The following is a 16356-nucleotide window of genomic DNA, read 5'->3' as shown; positions in this document are numbered from 1 at the left end:
TATTCTCCCCCAAAGTTACTAAATAACTATAAAATGCTGACTATCCCTTCAATATATAAAACATATCCTGTAATAATTAATAATAAGATTATATTTGAAACCAGAAAATATTTTTTAGAGATATTTATTTCCATACAAAGTTTGAAATCATTAATTAAAAATGTGACAAAATTAACAAATACATTGATTAGTATAATATATATTAATGAATTCATCTCTTTTATTAACAACATCAATATTAAACCAATAGAAATCCATATTGAATTAATCAAAATAATATTTTTTTGTTTACCGATCCTCTTAGAAAAATTTGAAATACATATTACAGAAAGTAAATTCATTGAAACTATTGGTACCATTGCTAAAAATATCGGGATTGATTCCCTATATTCAATAAAAAAATAATATAATATATACTTTGCTATTAATGCAGAAATAAATACTGGCAATGTTAATGAAATTATTAATAATTTCAATTTTTTATAATAAACGTTAAGCTCCTCTAACTTCTTTCTAGCCAATGTAGGATATAGTACAGAGCTTAATGAATTTATAACTATCGCATACATTGAAACTACCGTATATGCAAAAGAATAAATTCCAAAATCTTTTCTTGTAAAGTTGAGATTAATAAAAATTCTATCTAATCCTAATATACTTAAGGTAGTTAAATTACCTATCATTATAATTAAACCCTTCTTAGTGTAAAAATAAAAAGTTTTTAAAATCTCTTTATCTAAAAAAATTCTTCCGAGAAAAATTTTTTTAAACTTATATAAGTAATAAGATAAAATAATAAAGTTAATTATTGTATATAAATACATAAAATAAAAATAATATCTAGCATTTAGAACTAGTAATATAATTACACCCAACACATAAACTAATTTTTGGCCAAATAAAATTTTAGAATATAAAACAAAATTTTGATCTGCTTGTATTACAAACGATATAAATGTATTTAGATTTACTAATATAATATTAATTAACAAAAAAATACTTAATACTTTAATATTTTGATCGCCAATAATAAACATACAGCTAAATAGTATCAAACTTAGGGTACCTACTAAAATTAAAAGTAATACCATAAAAGATCGAATCTTAATATTATCGTGTTCATTAATTTTTTTATTTGCTATATTAATAAAAAAACCATCAGAAAAACCCAAATGAAAAAAACCTGCATAACTTAAATATAATTCAAATGTTTTCAATGAACTAAATTGTTCTGGTTTTAATAATAAAGGAATTATCAATACTGCTATAGTGGATAAGATAAAATTACCTAAGTTTGCACTTATTGTATAAAATAAACTTTTCAATCGAATTACCTCAAAGACAATATTTTCTTAATTAATAATTTTATAGGGCGAAATAAATTAACATATATTTTATAGGAAATTTTTGCAATAATTAGTTCAAATGTATTTGACTTAACATACTCTTTAAAATAATAATAATGTGAGTTAAAATTAATATTCTCAATTAGTATGCTTGATTGTTTTTTAGTCGTCCCCCCGTGTTCATGTAATATTTCTGAATATGGAAAATATACAACTTTTTGTTTAAATTTCCTAACTTTATCACAAATAATAGGTTCTTCAGCAAAAAGAAATGTATTTTGGTCAAACCCATTAACCATATTAAATACTTCTTTTCTAACAATAAAAAAAGCACCAGATACCCAATCAACCTCAATAGGCATAGTGTCTAAAGAATCTAAACTATATTTGTCATTAATAATTCTATTTGTTAGTCTTGCATTTAAAAATAAATTAAATAGATTTGGTATAATTAATTTTCTCCAAATATTTGTGTTTTTCCTTGGATTTTGGTTCACACCTTTTAAATCTAATTGTTTTATTCCAAGGATAGCAGTATGAATATTATTTTTAAAATATACTTTAATTTTAGTTAAATCTAGATTCTTAATTACAATATCATTATTAGAAAAAATATAATAATCAAATTCAAAGTGTTCTTCAGCAACTTTGGCACCATAATTATTCCCTTTGGCATAACCTAGATTTTCCTCTGGATCTACCATAATAACTTCAATATTTTTAGTTTTAATAAAATAATTATTAGTATTTAACTTTTTGGATTTCGCAAAATTATTTTCCAGTGCTCTAATAAGATTGATAAAATTTTTTTTGTTATTAGAATTATCTATTACAACTGCCTTTATTAAAAAATTATTATCAAAATAGTTATCTAAATGTTTTAAATATTCACAAGTTCGTTCAAAAGAATAATAGTCAATAATTATGAAACAGAATGCATTCATTATTAATACCTCTTAGAAAAATTTCATATTAAACTAATACTTATTTCAGATATAATCCAATATTATTAAATAAAATGTAGTGATTATCTTCAAAGAATTTTTAAAGTGTTTGTTTTTAGATCAAAAAATAAGATTGTTTAATTGTTTAAACTACTTTAGAGCCCATTTGTTATATTTTTTCTATTTAAATACCAAGCAATAAATTTTCTAATTCCTTCATTAAAACTTACAGTTGGATTATAGCCAATAAGTTCTTTTGCTTTTGTTATATCTGCAAAAGTTTTCTCTACATCACCTGGTTGTAAAGGTAATCTATTTAATTTCGCTTCAATGCCTAGCTCTTTTTCAATAGTATTAACCATTTGCAATAAAGAAATTGTTTGTGACTCACCTAAATTTAAAATCTCATAAATATCATTATGATTTATTATAAAGTCAATAGATTTTATAATCCCTTCAATAATATCATCTATATAAGTATAATCTCTTTGAGTTTCTCCATTTCCATAGAACGGTATTTCTTTACCATTTTTTATTAAATTAGTAAATTTGTGAATAGCCAAATCTGGTCTTTGTCTTGGCCCATACACTGTGAAAAATCTTAACATCATAATATCTATTTTATATAAATGATGGTATACATGCCCCATTATTTCACATGATTTTTTTGTTGCTGCATAAGGGGAAATTGAATTGTCAACAGTATCTGTTTCTCTAAAAGGAACGGTTTTATTATTACCATAAACTGATGATGAAGAAGCACAAATAAACTTTTTCACTCCATATTTTTTGCACAATTCTAGTAAATGAGTGGTCCCCTTTACATTTACTTCCTCATATAATAATGGATTATCAATTGAAGGTCGAACTCCCGCCATAGCTGCTAGATGAATCACTATATCTATTTTATGATCTTTAAAAATACTATCCATTGTATTTAAATTTAAAATATCTGTTTCAATAAGTTTATAGTTAGGCTTATCTAAGTTATGCAATACATTATTTTTCTTAATTTTAACATCATAATAGTTATTAAAATTATCTATATTAAGTACTTTATCACCTCGTTCTACTAAAAAATCGCATAAATGTGAACCTATAAACCCTGCGCCGCCTGTTACTAAAATATTCAAACATTCTCACCCAATCTTTATTTTGATAGCAAATTAAGCCATTTCTTTTGAAAATTATCTTTATTAAATCTTAAAGAAGATTTAATTATTTCATCTATATCTACTTTTTTTCTACTTTCATAATAGGTAATAAAATCACTCAATAATTTATAATTTTCTCTATAATAACTATTTACATTATCAATTCTGAAATGTTTTATACCTTCTATATCTTTCGCTAGGAATGGGATTCCACATGCATTTGCCTCTAAAAAAGTTAATCCAAATGATTCAAATTGACTATAAGACCAGTAAATAGAAGCTTTTGAGTAATAGTTTATCAACTTCTCATTAGGTACATTTCCTAAAAAAATAATATCATCTGATAAATTAAATTCCTTAATCTTTTTTTGCAATTCTTGCTTATAAGGCCCATCACCAATTATCCACCATTTATAATTAAATTTCTTATCACGTAGCTCTTTAAAATCATCCAACATTAGTGAGTAACCTTTTTCTTTAATAATTCTTCCGACCGAAAGTAATATTTTATCTTCATAACCTGTTTGATACTTTTTATAAAATTTTTTATGGTCTATAAAATTAGGTATACATATAAAATTGCCGTATATATTTTTTTTTGTAAATTTATTCATTAAAAACTCACTACAAAAAACAACATACTTGCTTTTTCTTAATATTGAAAAATAATTTTTATAAAAACTTCGTTTTATTAGCTCATTTTTACTGTTAAAGTTTTCTAATTCAGTTCCATGTATATAAACAATACATTTAGCCCATAGAGATCGAGGTATACATAACGAACCAATTATTGTTGATGGAAAACCATTTAAAATAATGTAGTTGTATTTATCTAAATCTATTTTTTTCAAGTGAAAATAATATGGTAAAAAAAATAACTTTGGAATATAACTAATTCTTGTAATATTGGTTAACTCTGTAATACTTTTATGTTTTCTAGTAATTAGATTAACATTAATATTCTTTTGATTTATCAATATTTCAAATAAATACTTCGCCATTGAACCAACACCTCCAATTTGGGGTGGAAATTCATGGCTAATTATTAAAACATCTAATTTTTTCATTTTTCAACATCACTTTCATGTAGAAATTTTGATATTTTTCACTCATAGATTCGGAACTAAAATTTTTAATTATATATTCTCTAATATTTTCTTTCTCAATTATTTCTAAAGATATAGAAGATAATTTTTCAGATAAATCATCCGTATCATACAATTTATGAAATTTACCAAACTTACCCTCACCAAAAGTCTCTCTATGCTGAGGAATGTCAGAAAGAATACATGGTAACCCTGTTGACATTGCCTCTAATACCGCATTAGGTAAGCCCTCAGATGAACTACTTGAAACGAATACATCTGAAATTTGTAAATACTCATGAATATTACTCTTTTTTCCAAGGAAAAGTACATTATTTTTCTCTTTATACTCATCTTTCAAATTTATTAATTGACCCTCACCTAAAAGTAACAATTTATAATTATTATTGTTTGAAAATTTTTTCAGAAAAGCTTCGATAGTAGTTTTTGGATCCTTTCTAAGCAGCAGTCCGCCAGTATTAATAAAAATAAAATCTTGATTATTAAATCCCAATTTAGTTCTTAGATTCTTCTTATCTTCATCATTAATCAAGTAATATCTTTTCGTACTAACTGAATTTTGTATTGATGTAGTAATAATATTTTCTCTTTCTAGGTATATTTCCTTTAAACTATTTGAACATGTAATTCTATGTTCAATTCTATTTATTAAATTTAGATAGATTTTTGCAATTACCCATCCTTTTATTCCATAATTCCCAACAAAATCTTCATATGGATAATTTCTTAAAGTTGTAATATGGAAAAGATTTTTATTCTTAAGAGCACAAATATATCCCAACAAATCTGCTCTCTCTCCTGAAGAATGAATAATATGAGGATTAAATTTATTTAATATTTTTTTGAAGCTTGGATATGAATGGGTAAGAAATTTTTTTCTTGATAAATTTAAACTCTCAATTTTCAATCCTTGTTCCAAAAATAAACTATATAAAGTATCTTCTGGTTCAGGACTTAAAGTTACGATTACTGGATTAAACTTTGTTTTGTCTAGATTTGAAACTATATTTAACAACTGATTTGTTGGACCTGTTCTTCTAAGAGTTGAAACTAAATACAATATATTTATCATTTAAATTCACCAGTTTTATTTATTTTTTATTTCTATCTGCATTAATGACGCACTTAAGAAAAAGAAGTACAATATTATATCCCAGCCTAATACTGAATAAAAAAACATTGCCACATATATCGAAAGGAAAATCAGATAATTACAAATAAAAAAAGTACTTGGTTTGTTGCTAAAAAAGTACTTTGTAAAACGTATTAGAGTATAAATAGTAAAACATATACCCACTAAACCTAGATCATATAATATATCAAGGTAAGTATTATCAGTAGTTACAAATCCAGAAATATAAGAATTTAATTGAGCTGAAATAAATACCCCACTTGATCCGATTCCATGACCAAATATCATTTGAGGAAATTCTGTGTTATTTACAAAATTATCTAATATAAAAGATATAGCAAATGTTCTTTGTAAATAAGAAATTGAACCGTAAGAAGTTTGTAAGTCATAAATTCTATCTATAATAAATTGATAAATTTCAATAATTTTTTGTATATATACCCACAAAAATAATGTAATAATTACAGATAAAAGGACATATAAACCAACTAATAAATATTTATTTATATTTAATTTATTTCTTATTATTTCATTTTTGAATACTCTATTTCTAATTTTATAAGCTAAAAGAACAACAATAAGAGCAATCCAGGAACTTCTAGATTGTGTCATAACAATATTTACACATAATAAAATATTTAAAAATATAAAAGAAAGTCTATGTTTATTCATGAGTAAATTTATACACATAGTAATAACTAAAAAATTACCATATATAATTGGATGATAAAAAAAACTCCTAATTCTATAAGATTCGTAAGCTTTTTCAGATAGAAACATCGTATAACCTGATTTAATAAATTCTTTAAAAATTAAATCATTTAAAACATACTCATATAAACCTAAAATAGATAGTATAAATCCAAGATATAAAAAAGGTTTATATAATGATTCATTTTTAGTCCTAACTTTAAAGGAATAAAAATAATAAGCTGAGAAATAACCAGAAACCATTATCATAATCTTTATATAATAATCAGCATCTAAACTCCCTGTTACGAAACTCGAAAAAAATATAACAAACGAGAAATAGATCATAAAAAAATCTATATTTTTAATCCTTTTTAAAAAAAATAGTATACCAATTAACCCTAAAATTATTAGGAAAAAATAGAAATATTTGCTTGAAAAAAAAAAGTATCCCCTTAATATCCCAAATAGAATTGTTATTAGTAAAATTAACGATTTCATATTGTATCTTGTCAGATTCATTCGAAACTCCTACTTACTAAAAATAATTGATTTATTTATTTCTTTAGAATAAATATGATTCACGATGTCCTGTGGAATTATCCACCACAATGATGCAAAAATTAACCCTTTTAATGATTGAAAAGGTTCATCTTTCTTAAAAAATTTCCATTTTGCTTTAAGAACACTCTTTCTACATATACTTGATCTTTTATTAGCATCTAAAATAGTAAATTTATACTCTCCAAGTACTTCCTGTATATTATCTAATTCATAACCCAGTACTCTTAATTTTAAGAAAAGCGCATAATCTTCTGCTAATGGATACTCATATTCATATCCACCATTACTAATTATTACACCTTTTCGTACCATCAAAAACGAGTGTTGTATAGGACATCGAATAGGAATGATTTTTGGTATATCTTTTAATACTGGATATCTTCTTATAGTATTACTTTCGTTATTATTATTAACTATTTTGACCCAGGTTCCAACTGCAGCAATCTTTGGATTTCTTTCTAAGTATTCTACCTGTTTTGCTAATCTTTCACGATAAGAAAAATCATCATCATCAGCCCTTGCAATAAACTCACCTTCACATAATTTTAATCCTTTGTTCAAAGAATAAATAAGACCACTATTTATTTCATTTTCTAGTATCCTTAATTTGAAATTAACATTTTCAGATTTTTTCTTAAGATATTCCTTTAATTTTTTATTTTGAGGATCATCATTAACTAGTACAACTTCAAAATCTTTAAATGTTTGCCTTTCAATTCCAAGTAGGGCTCTATCTAGAAGGTTAATATTTGAATTATATACACTCATTAGAACACTTACTTTAGGCATAATATCCCCCTTTTTATACGTTCTTAATTTTTTTGAATTTCTTTTGAATTTTAATAAGCTCCCACTCCACGGATAACTTTTATGACTGTTAAAATTAATATTTGAATATCAAATTTTAAGGATTGATTATATACATAGTAAAGTTCTAAGTCTACTCTCTCAGGATATCCCACATCGCTTCTACCACTTATCTGCCAAAAACCTGTTGCACCTGGCTTTACGGATAAAAATTCACTAGTCTTTATTCCATACTCTCTTAATTCCTCTTGAACTACTGGTCTTGGACCAACTAGACTCATTTCACCTTTGAGTATATTAATAAACTGAGGAATTTCATCTAAGCTAGTTTTTCTCAGAAACCCTCCAATCTTAGTAATACGAGGATCCTCATGTGGTTCTAGCTTGTAGTTATTTAATAAATATTTCTTATACAACTCTTTATTGGATTTCAATTTATTTTCTGCACCAGTTACCATAGAGCGAAACTTATATATATGAAAAACTTTACCATTTTGACCTACTCTTTTTTGTTTAAAAATTGCAGGTCCTTTTCTATCTTCTAATTTAATAATAACAGCAATTACTAAAAAAACTGGTAAAAACAAAATGATTCCACATAAAGCACCGAAAAAATCCATTAACCTTTTCACAATTAGGTATTTCTTATTATTAGACCTTTCTGTATTTTGAATTACAGAGAAATCTTGATTTAGATTAACCTTTGAAACTTCTCTATTCAATTGCAAACGAATAACCCCGCTTCTCTTATTGTTTTATTTTTTGATTATTCAGAATGACTTCCATAAATTCCAATAGGTCATACTTTAAGTCTTCATGTTTTAAAGCAAACTCAACCGTCGTTTTAATAAACCCTAATTTCTCACCAACATCATGACGTTTCCCTTCAAAGTCATATGCAAACACACGTTGGATTGAATTTAATTTTTGAATCGCATCCGTAAGTTGAATTTCTCCACCTGCACCAATTGACTGCTCTTCTAGGTACATAAAGATTTCAGGTGTAAATACATAGCGACCCATGATTGCTAAATTAGAAGGCGCTGTACCAGGCGCTGGCTTTTCAACAAAGTTTTTTACTTCGTATCTTTTACCCTCTTGCATAAGCGGTTCAACAATTCCATAACGGTGTGTTTCTTCCTCTGGCACAGTTTGTACACCAATTACTGAAGAATATGTATTGTCATATTGTTCAATCAATTGCTTTAAGCCAGGTTTTTCTGCTTCGACAATGTCATCACCAAGTAATACTGCAAATGGTTCGTTGCCGATAAAATTACGTGCACACCATACTGCATGGCCTAATCCCTTTGGTTCTTTTTGTCGTATATAATGAATGTCAATATTAGATGGCGCTTTTACTTGTTCTAAAAGTGCATATTTTTCTTTTTCTAATAAATTGTGTTCTAGCTCAAATGAATAATCAAAATGATCTTCAATTGCACGTTTTCCTTTACCTGTTACGATAATGATATCTTCAATTCCTGATTCAATTGCTTCTTCAACGATGTATTGAATTGTTGGTTTGTCTACGATTGGTAGCATTTCTTTTGGCATTGCTTTTGTTGCAGGTAAAAAACGTGTTCCTAACCCTGCAGCTGGTATAATTGCTTTTTTTACTTTTTTCATTATAAAAGTCCCTCCATTTTTTCTCCCATATAAAATAATAAAGTTTCTATTTCTATATTCATGTGAACAAATACACAAAAAGCAACTCTATTTTCTTTAAAATCAAATATAATTTAGGGCATCTAACCCCTCCTCACACTATACCTCTGACGACTAGCGTCTAAGCAGACAATTGTAAAAATAATGCTTTCCTTACGTAATATGCATGGCCTAATAAATTTGAGTTCTTTCTTGAGGTCCATTAACATACTGCTGAATGGAGAAAACATTGACTTAATCATCTACCACAGTATAGCCGAGTACCTCCATTGATAACGGTAAGGAGATATCACCTATCTTTTATTAGATACCTAGTAAACGACTCAAAATATTTTGTTTTAATTTAAGAGGTTGTTCTGGATAAAGAATATTTCCGTTTACAATCGATTGAGCATTTTCTCTTAAAAGGAATTCAGTTTCTACTCCAAATTTTTCTCGAACGATCTCATACGCATCTATTAACTCAAAATTTCGATTTTTCGTATTGTGAGCATCTGATGCAATTGTATGTACCCAATTCGCTTCAATACATTTAAAGGTAAACTTCTGAATTTTTTTACCGAATTTACCTGTTATAGATGAAGCAGTAATTTGAGTTAATATACCTTTTTGGACATAGTCGAAAAGGATGTCTGGTTCGTTAATAAGAACTTTGTTTCTTTCAGGATGTACAAGAATCGGCGTAATTCGATTTGCTTGCATTTCATAAAATAACCTATTTGTGAAATTTGGAATACGAGATGACGGAAGCTCGCATAGTAAATAGCGTCTTCCATCATTAATTGAAACAATTTGATTCAGCTCATAATCTTGAATTAAATCCCCATATAGCCTTACTTCTTGTCCGGGTAGAATTGTTAAAGGTAGTTCAAGGTGTTTTATTACATGATTTAGCTCTTCAACTTTTTCTAATATCTTTTTTCTGTCCGTATTGTAACGTCCATTCTGATGATGAGGTGATGCAACTATTGTATGAATACCATTGTCCACGGCAGCTCGAGCCATATTAATACTATCTTCCATTGTAATTGGACCGTCATCTAGGCCAGGTAAAATATGACAGTGAAGATCAATCATTTTTCAATACCATAATAATCGTAATAACCGTCTTTATCCTGTTCCGCTCGATTTAATACGACACCTAGAATATTTGCGTTTACTAGTGTTAATAATTCTTTTGCTTTTTTAATTTTTTCTTTTGCCGTGTATCCTCTACGTACAACTAAAATCGTCCCATCACAGACTTGTGAAATTATTTGAGCATCAGTAACTGCTAATAATGGAGGAGCATCTATAAGAATCACATCATATTGTTCATACATCTGTTCGATCAAACTCTTCATCTTTTCTGAAGATAGTAGTTCAGATGGATTCGGCGGAATAGGACCTGATGTTAGAACTGTAAGATTGTCAGTTGGAGTTTTTTGTATTACATCCTTTAATGACTTTTCTTGTGCAACTGCGGTTGTTAAACCTTTGAAATTCTCTAATTTAAAATCTGCATGTAATTGCGGTTTTCGTAAATCTGCATCTACTAAAAGCACTTTTTTCCCTTGCTGAGCATAAGTCACCGCTAAATTCGCAATCGTCGTTGTTTTACCTTCAGATGGTTCAGAAGATGTCACTAAAATTGACTTTATTTTTTTATCAATTGAAGAAAATTGTATGTTCGTACGGACTGTTCGATATTGTTCCGCAAATGGTGATTTAGGGTTTGTTAATGTAATAAGAAATCTTTGTAATTTTTCTTTAGCAGTCCTTTTAGACATTTTACGCACCCTTTCCCAGTTTAAATTTTTTAAGTTTCGGAGTCACATTTCCTTTTGATACTTCAGAAATAACACCTAAAATCGGTAATTCTAATAATTCTTCCAGTTGCTTTTCTGTTTTAATAGTGTTATCTAAAAATTCAAGTAAGAACGCAATACCAACAGAAAGCATTAATCCTACAACAAGTCCAATCGCAATATTTAGTTTTGGATTTGGTTTAATCGGACTTGGATTTTCACTTAACTCTGCTTTTGTAAGTATTGTCACATTATCTATACTCATAATTGTTTTAATTTTTTTCTGGAAAACAACTGCAATCGTATTTGCAATCGCTTGCGCTTGCTCAGGATTAGGATTTTGAACTGAAACAGTGAATACTTGCGAATTCGTTTCACTACCAACTGTAATATTTTTAGTCAACTCTGCAACAGAATCATTTAAATTTAATCGATTAATAACTTCATCTAAAATAGCTGGACTCTTAATAATGACATTGTACGTATTTATCAATTGAACATTTGTTTGCACCTGATTATTCTGATAGATCGAAGAATCCTTTGTTTCCTTTTGATTGACTAATAGCTGAGTTGATGATTGATAAATAGGTGTTAAAACTAAATAACTAATGACACCAGCAACTACTGCCGCTAAAACTGTAATACTTATAATCATCTTAAGACGCTTTTTAATAACGCCGAATAATTCCTGTAAACTAATTGTTTCTTCCATTTTTTAACCTCCATTAAGAATGCATTTACATTAATATTACTTTTCTATTATTACGATATTTTTTCGTTCATGAAATTCAATCATGTTTGATATTATAACACTACTAACCTATTAATATAACAAAAACATTCATATTTTATACATCTTTCAGGTAAATCACAACTAGAAACCTAAAATTCCATAGTACAAGGGACCCATAAATACTACTTTTTTCTTTTGTACTTTTCATAATTCGACAAAAGATGTCCAAATGTGTAAGACTAATTCCTTTACAATTCAATTGATATCATTGTCATAAAATAAATTTATTCCTTATTTTTCCTATAATAACAATTAATCCAATTAAAGTAACGTTTGTAACGTTATTGTAATGAAAAAACCATAAATCCCCCCATTTTTTTCATAAATGGAGAGTAGCATCGAAATTTCCCCTATTTCCTAGATCACTTTTAATACCACAATTTTTATTAAACCATATAAGTTGCAGAGCCACTACTTACGATTTAATGATTATTTTCTGACAAGATTGTAAGAATCAAGCTACAGCAGTGAGTTCTTCATATCTTTTGCCAACAAATACATAATCTGGATTTTACTTCTGCCAATGAAAATAATAATTTTATATGACAAAAGCACATTCTTAAACAAACTAGTAAAAAAATGTAGCACATTTTATAATATCTGTTATATAATAACTAATAACAAAATATACTGTATTAATACAGAATCAAAAAATTATTTTAAGGAGTGTTCGTTGATGAGTAGAGAAGAAAGAAAAAACATGATTCATTTTTTAGAATTAATAAAAGGTCTTTCTAAGGCTGAGCTTGTTTTTATGACAGACGCTGATCTTGAGCATATTTATAATTCAACATACACATATTTAATACATCATTCTGAATAAACTTTCATTATACAATTAATATCAACACAAAAAGACCTAAATTTACTATAGTCTAATTTAGGTCTTTTGATTATTGGGAAAATAAAATCCGCATATGGAAAATAATTGTAAAAACATAGTACAAATGACATATTCATTCATACACAACCATACTTTTATACTGATTTCACTAAGAAATCTTAACACAAAAAACTTGTTTTACCCGATTAAGAACGAAAAATTTTGTTCTATTTCTTGATTTTTTAAAATAACTTATGAGGTTGGGAAAATTTTTTTTAGTAGTAAATAGCTGTAAAAAGACTGGTACATAAGGATTTTTATTAATATTTGATGAATGTATAATAAATAACACATTTTTATTAGGTGTTTTTCCTCTTAAAATCTTTCAAATATTCATTTATTCACCCATTTTATTTAATTTCATAGTTCTTGTGGAGTATGGGCAAATTTACTTTTAATGTAATTTGTGATTACATACTGCACTAAAAAGTAGTTCATTTTTAATATTCAGATTTGTTGTAGTACATACTAATTGTGACATTTCAAATGCATCTGTACTATTTTCTGTATTACTAATTATCAATAAAATTAGTACTTATTGAGTTTATTTACTCTACCCGTTACAAGATGATAAATATGAGAGCAACATTAATATAATAGAAGAAGCTGTACACAAATAATCTGCCCACCCCAAATTTAAATATAAAAAAAGGTACGATTCGTATTTGAATCATACCTTTTTATTGTTAAATGATGATATTAATTAGGGATTTTACTGTTTTAAGCACACTCTTACGGTTATTTAATCCGCTTTTGCCGCTAATTAAGCCACTTTGACTATTATTTGAGCCACTTTTGCCATTAATTAAGCCACTCATAGTCTTTGAAGGCATCTCACAAACAAAAAAATGCCGACGAATAAATCGCGGCATTCTAAAGTTCAATAATCGTCCTCTTATTCACAATTCTCTCTTTCAACTCTTCACAAAGCTCAATAACCCTCTGAGTTTTCTCCTCATACTTCATATTCAATACATGATAAAGCGTAATATCACGACATTTTAAAAACGCAGGAATTCGGCTATACCATACTTCGTCTAATACATACTCGGTTTCATAACCTTTTCTAAAGATTTCTAGCTGTCTTTTTGCGAAGTTAGATTTTTCTTCAAGTGATGCTTTGCTACCCCAAGCCGTATAATATAAGACGATTGCGATATCTGAAATGAAGTAATTATATTGTAGATCATCGAAATCAAAGGCCGTGATTTCACCTTTTTCATTTACGAAGAAATTATGAAGATGTAGATCACTATGGATTAATCCGTATGAATCTTTTTTTCTTTCATAGCTTTGTATTTCTTCAATTAATTCTTTCGTATTTGGGCCAAGCTCTTTGTCAGCTAGCATTTCATTTAAATAAGCTTCTTCGTCCCAATGCTCACGATTCGTTATAGGATAATTAACTGTTAGCGCATGAAGCTTGCCGATTGTTTTACCCCATGTGTACATTAGATCATCATTCCACACGGCTGGGTTTGTACGGTCTACTAATTGCCCGTCTGCCCATTCAAACATTGATGCGTAAAAGCTTGTTCCATCGCTCGCGTTTTGGACTTCGACTAAATTACCATTTAATGAAGTTAAAGAACCTGCTGCATTTGCTCCGTTTTCTCTAGCATATTGTAAAAACTGAAGCTCTGCCTCAATTTCTTCTTTTGAACGATGAGATGAGTGGGTTAATCGTAAAATTCGATCCGTCCCGTCTGCCAGTTTGCCTTTAAAAAGATAATTCTCGAATTCTCCAACTGGTTTTTCTTCTACTGTGATGCCAAATTGTGATGCTGCATGATTTAATATTTCTTTCGTAAAAACTCTTTCAACAGCTTGTTCCATATGTTAATCCCCCGAAAACATAGAATGAGTAACTAATTACTTATTCCCCAGTCTCACGGGAATTCCTGCAACTTTTTTACTAAATCATTTTACTCATTCAAATTACGGTATTCGTTTGGAGTCATGCCTACGATCTTTTTAAACACTTTTCGGAAGTATTTGTCATCCTGATAGCCGATTTTTCCAGCTATTTCATAGATTTTCAAATTAGGAAATTTTAGTAATTCTTTCGCTTTTTCGATTCGAATGGAAACGATATAATCTGATATATTAACTCCATAAATTTGTTTAAATTTACGTGAAATATATTCACGGCTTAAGTAAAATTTCTCTGAGAACTCTTGAAGTGAGATTTCTTCAGCGTAGTTTAACTGAATATAATTTGCGATTGCTTCAATGCTATTAAGCTCTTGGTTCGTTTGATTTTTTTCTTTTATGATTGCTTGTACTCGTTCCCTTTGTGTAGCGATATAATCACCTATTTTGAAATGCCCTTTCGCATTCCAGAACTGTTCTATGTTCACTTCCTGAATTGTTTGAAGTGAAAGCTTATTAATCCAGTGATTAAAGAAAATTAGAAATTCCTGATGCAATGAAAGTAATTGTGCATAAGGAAGATACTTTTGCTGTGTAATTCGTTTACTAAAACGTTGAATGACTTCATCGTAAATATATATATCCTGCTTCTCAACCATTTGTTCAAATAGGTTAATGATTTCTACAAGATTAATCGGATTATACTCTTTTATATCTTTATAAGAATAGACAGGTAAATCTCGCTTTTCTAAAATATTTACATGCTGTAGCACATTTACAGCTTCTTCGTATCCGGATGGGATTGATTCAACTGTTACCTTTCGACTGTTTGCAAAATGAAACGGGAATGGCACAACTGTTGATAAAATTTTAGTAATCTGTTGGGTACAATCAGTCACTTGATCTCCCCAATAAAGCAAACAAATCTCTTTCGTACCTTGTAGATTTCGAAATGCAATTCCTTCATTTTGCTTTTGAAGAACTTCATTTACGATATTTAGTAGCGCAAAAAAGCATAAATCTTCCGGCCAAATGTCTTGGAAAGTCTCTAAATTTCTTAATTTTAGTAAAGATACATGTAAAGTTTGTCCTTCTTCATAACCTAATTGTGTTAAAAAGTTCGGAGTAAATTCTTTACCGTAAATGGCACTTGTTAATTGTTTGTCTCTATACACAGGTAAAACTTCTTGAAGCAAACGGAAATCATTTAATGCATCTAATCTCTCTTTTTCTTTTTCATTCCAATCTGACACTACTTTTCGTAAAGTTTCATTTAAAATATCCGGATCGATTGGCTTCAATAAATAATCCGATGCGCCGAACTGGATGGCTTCTCTCATATAGTGGTAGTCATCATAGCCCGTTACAACGATTACTTTACAATTAATATTTTCAGAATGGAGCCACTTCAATAATCCTCTTCCATCTAACTCTGGCATCATTAAATCGGTAAATACGATCGTCGGTCTTTCCTTTCTAATGATTTCTTGAGCGATTGCACCATTTTCTGCTTCTAATATTTCAGTAACACCAATTGCATCCCAATCTGCGAGAAGTTTTACCCCTTCTCTAACATGTTTTTCGTCATCTATTAGTAGAACCTTCATGAT

General features: G+C 28.2%; 15 protein-coding genes. 1 reads left to right on the top strand and 14 read right to left on the bottom strand.

What is annotated here, in order from left to right; translation table 11 throughout:
• Window positions 1-26: 26 nt before the first annotated feature.
• The 12 genes from COC46_RS01975 to COC46_RS01920 form a co-directional block, all read right to left on the bottom strand.
• Complete coding sequence (locus tag COC46_RS01975; RefSeq protein WP_176545028.1) at window positions 27-1325, bottom strand: oligosaccharide flippase family protein; 1299 nt, start codon at window positions 1323-1325, stop codon at window positions 27-29.
• A gap of 5 nt (window positions 1326-1330) precedes the next feature.
• Window positions 1331-2290 (bottom strand): glycosyltransferase family protein, encoded by a 960-nt coding sequence (locus COC46_RS01970; protein WP_098808098.1) that lies wholly within the window; start codon window positions 2288-2290, stop codon window positions 1331-1333.
• Window positions 2291-2445: 155 nt separating this feature from the next.
• Window positions 2446-3423, bottom strand: coding sequence for a GDP-mannose 4,6-dehydratase (locus tag COC46_RS01965; protein ID WP_098808097.1), 978 nt, complete (start codon window positions 3421-3423; stop codon window positions 2446-2448).
• Between the two features lie 17 nt (window positions 3424-3440).
• On the bottom strand, window positions 3441-4511 hold the full coding sequence (locus tag COC46_RS01960) for a glycosyltransferase family 4 protein (protein WP_098808096.1): 1071 nt from the start codon (window positions 4509-4511) through the stop codon (window positions 3441-3443).
• Window positions 4483-5622, bottom strand: coding sequence for a glycosyltransferase (locus COC46_RS01955; protein WP_098808095.1), 1140 nt, complete (start codon window positions 5620-5622; stop codon window positions 4483-4485). The genes COC46_RS01960 and COC46_RS01955 overlap by 29 nt, the downstream gene beginning before the upstream one ends.
• A 15-nt stretch (window positions 5623-5637) precedes the next feature.
• On the bottom strand, window positions 5638-6894 hold the full coding sequence (locus COC46_RS01950) for an O-antigen ligase family protein (RefSeq protein WP_098808094.1): 1257 nt from the start codon (window positions 6892-6894) through the stop codon (window positions 5638-5640).
• Between the two features lie 9 nt (window positions 6895-6903).
• Window positions 6904-7725, bottom strand: a complete 822-nt coding sequence (locus COC46_RS01945) for a glycosyltransferase (RefSeq protein WP_098808093.1) — start codon at window positions 7723-7725, stop codon at window positions 6904-6906.
• Window positions 7726-7775: 50 nt separating this feature from the next.
• The gene (locus tag COC46_RS01940) at window positions 7776-8465 is read right to left on the bottom strand and encodes a sugar transferase (RefSeq protein WP_369700005.1); all 690 of its coding nucleotides are present in this window, start codon (window positions 8463-8465) and stop codon (window positions 7776-7778) included.
• Window positions 8466-8490: 25 nt separating this feature from the next.
• Complete coding sequence (gene galU / locus COC46_RS01935; RefSeq protein ID WP_098808092.1) at window positions 8491-9372, bottom strand: UTP--glucose-1-phosphate uridylyltransferase GalU; 882 nt, start codon at window positions 9370-9372, stop codon at window positions 8491-8493.
• A 342-nt stretch (window positions 9373-9714) separates the two neighbouring features.
• Window positions 9715-10488, bottom strand: a complete 774-nt coding sequence (locus tag COC46_RS01930) for a tyrosine-protein phosphatase (protein WP_098808091.1) — start codon at window positions 10486-10488, stop codon at window positions 9715-9717.
• Window positions 10485-11180 (bottom strand): CpsD/CapB family tyrosine-protein kinase, encoded by a 696-nt coding sequence (locus COC46_RS01925; protein ID WP_098808090.1) that lies wholly within the window; start codon window positions 11178-11180, stop codon window positions 10485-10487. The genes COC46_RS01930 and COC46_RS01925 overlap by 4 nt, the downstream gene beginning before the upstream one ends.
• A gap of 1 nt (window position 11181) precedes the next feature.
• Window positions 11182-11910 carry a YveK family protein gene (locus tag COC46_RS01920; RefSeq protein ID WP_098808089.1) on the bottom strand — a complete coding sequence of 243 codons (729 nt, stop codon included), beginning with the start codon at window positions 11908-11910 and terminating at the stop codon, window positions 11182-11184.
• A gap of 757 nt (window positions 11911-12667) precedes the next feature.
• Between COC46_RS01920 and COC46_RS01915 the strand changes: the two genes are divergently transcribed.
• A complete protein-coding gene (locus COC46_RS01915; RefSeq protein WP_098808088.1) occupies window positions 12668-12814 on the top strand; it encodes a BH0509 family protein in 147 nt (48 codons plus the stop codon).
• A 933-nt stretch (window positions 12815-13747) separates the two neighbouring features.
• Here COC46_RS01915 and COC46_RS01905 read toward each other — a convergent pair.
• Both COC46_RS01905 and COC46_RS01900 read right to left on the bottom strand, forming a co-directional pair.
• A complete protein-coding gene (locus COC46_RS01905; RefSeq protein ID WP_098808086.1) occupies window positions 13748-14710 on the bottom strand; it encodes a phosphotransferase enzyme family protein in 963 nt (320 codons plus the stop codon).
• An 89-nt stretch (window positions 14711-14799) separates the two neighbouring features.
• Window positions 14800-16353: a response regulator transcription factor gene (locus tag COC46_RS01900; RefSeq protein WP_098808085.1), complete on the bottom strand. Its 1554-nt coding sequence runs from the start codon at window positions 16351-16353 to the stop codon at window positions 14800-14802.
• Between the last annotated feature and the right edge of the window lie 3 nt (window positions 16354-16356).

The sequence above is a fragment of the Bacillus sp. AFS041924 genome, from assembly GCF_002577195.1.
In the GTDB taxonomy this organism is placed as follows: domain Bacteria; phylum Bacillota; class Bacilli; order Bacillales; family Bacillaceae_G; genus Gottfriedia.
This window is presented reverse-complemented; position numbering and strand designations above follow the sequence as displayed.

Coding starts and splice junctions, on each gene's coding strand:
- COC46_RS01950 (WP_098808094.1), bottom strand. CDS start 6,894: ATGAATCTGACAAGATACAATATGAAATCGTTAATTTTACTAATAACA.
- COC46_RS01955 (WP_098808095.1), bottom strand. CDS start 5,622: ATGATAAATATATTGTATTTAGTTTCAACTCTTAGAAGAACAGGTCCA.
- COC46_RS01920 (WP_098808089.1), bottom strand. CDS start 11,910: ATGGAAGAAACAATTAGTTTACAGGAATTATTCGGCGTTATTAAAAAG.
- COC46_RS01900 (WP_098808085.1), bottom strand. CDS start 16,353: ATGAAGGTTCTACTAATAGATGACGAAAAACATGTTAGAGAAGGGGTA.
- COC46_RS01930 (WP_098808091.1), bottom strand. CDS start 10,488: ATGATTGATCTTCACTGTCATATTTTACCTGGCCTAGATGACGGTCCA.
- COC46_RS01905 (WP_098808086.1), bottom strand. CDS start 14,710: ATGGAACAAGCTGTTGAAAGAGTTTTTACGAAAGAAATATTAAATCAT.
- COC46_RS01960 (WP_098808096.1), bottom strand. CDS start 4,511: ATGAAAAAATTAGATGTTTTAATAATTAGCCATGAATTTCCACCCCAA.
- COC46_RS01970 (WP_098808098.1), bottom strand. CDS start 2,290: ATGAATGCATTCTGTTTCATAATTATTGACTATTATTCTTTTGAACGA.
- COC46_RS01925 (WP_098808090.1), bottom strand. CDS start 11,180: ATGTCTAAAAGGACTGCTAAAGAAAAATTACAAAGATTTCTTATTACA.
- galU (WP_098808092.1), bottom strand. CDS start 9,372: ATGAAAAAAGTAAAAAAAGCAATTATACCAGCTGCAGGGTTAGGAACA.
- COC46_RS01945 (WP_098808093.1), bottom strand. CDS start 7,725: ATGCCTAAAGTAAGTGTTCTAATGAGTGTATATAATTCAAATATTAAC.
- COC46_RS01915 (WP_098808088.1), top strand. CDS start 12,668: ATGAGTAGAGAAGAAAGAAAAAACATGATTCATTTTTTAGAATTAATA.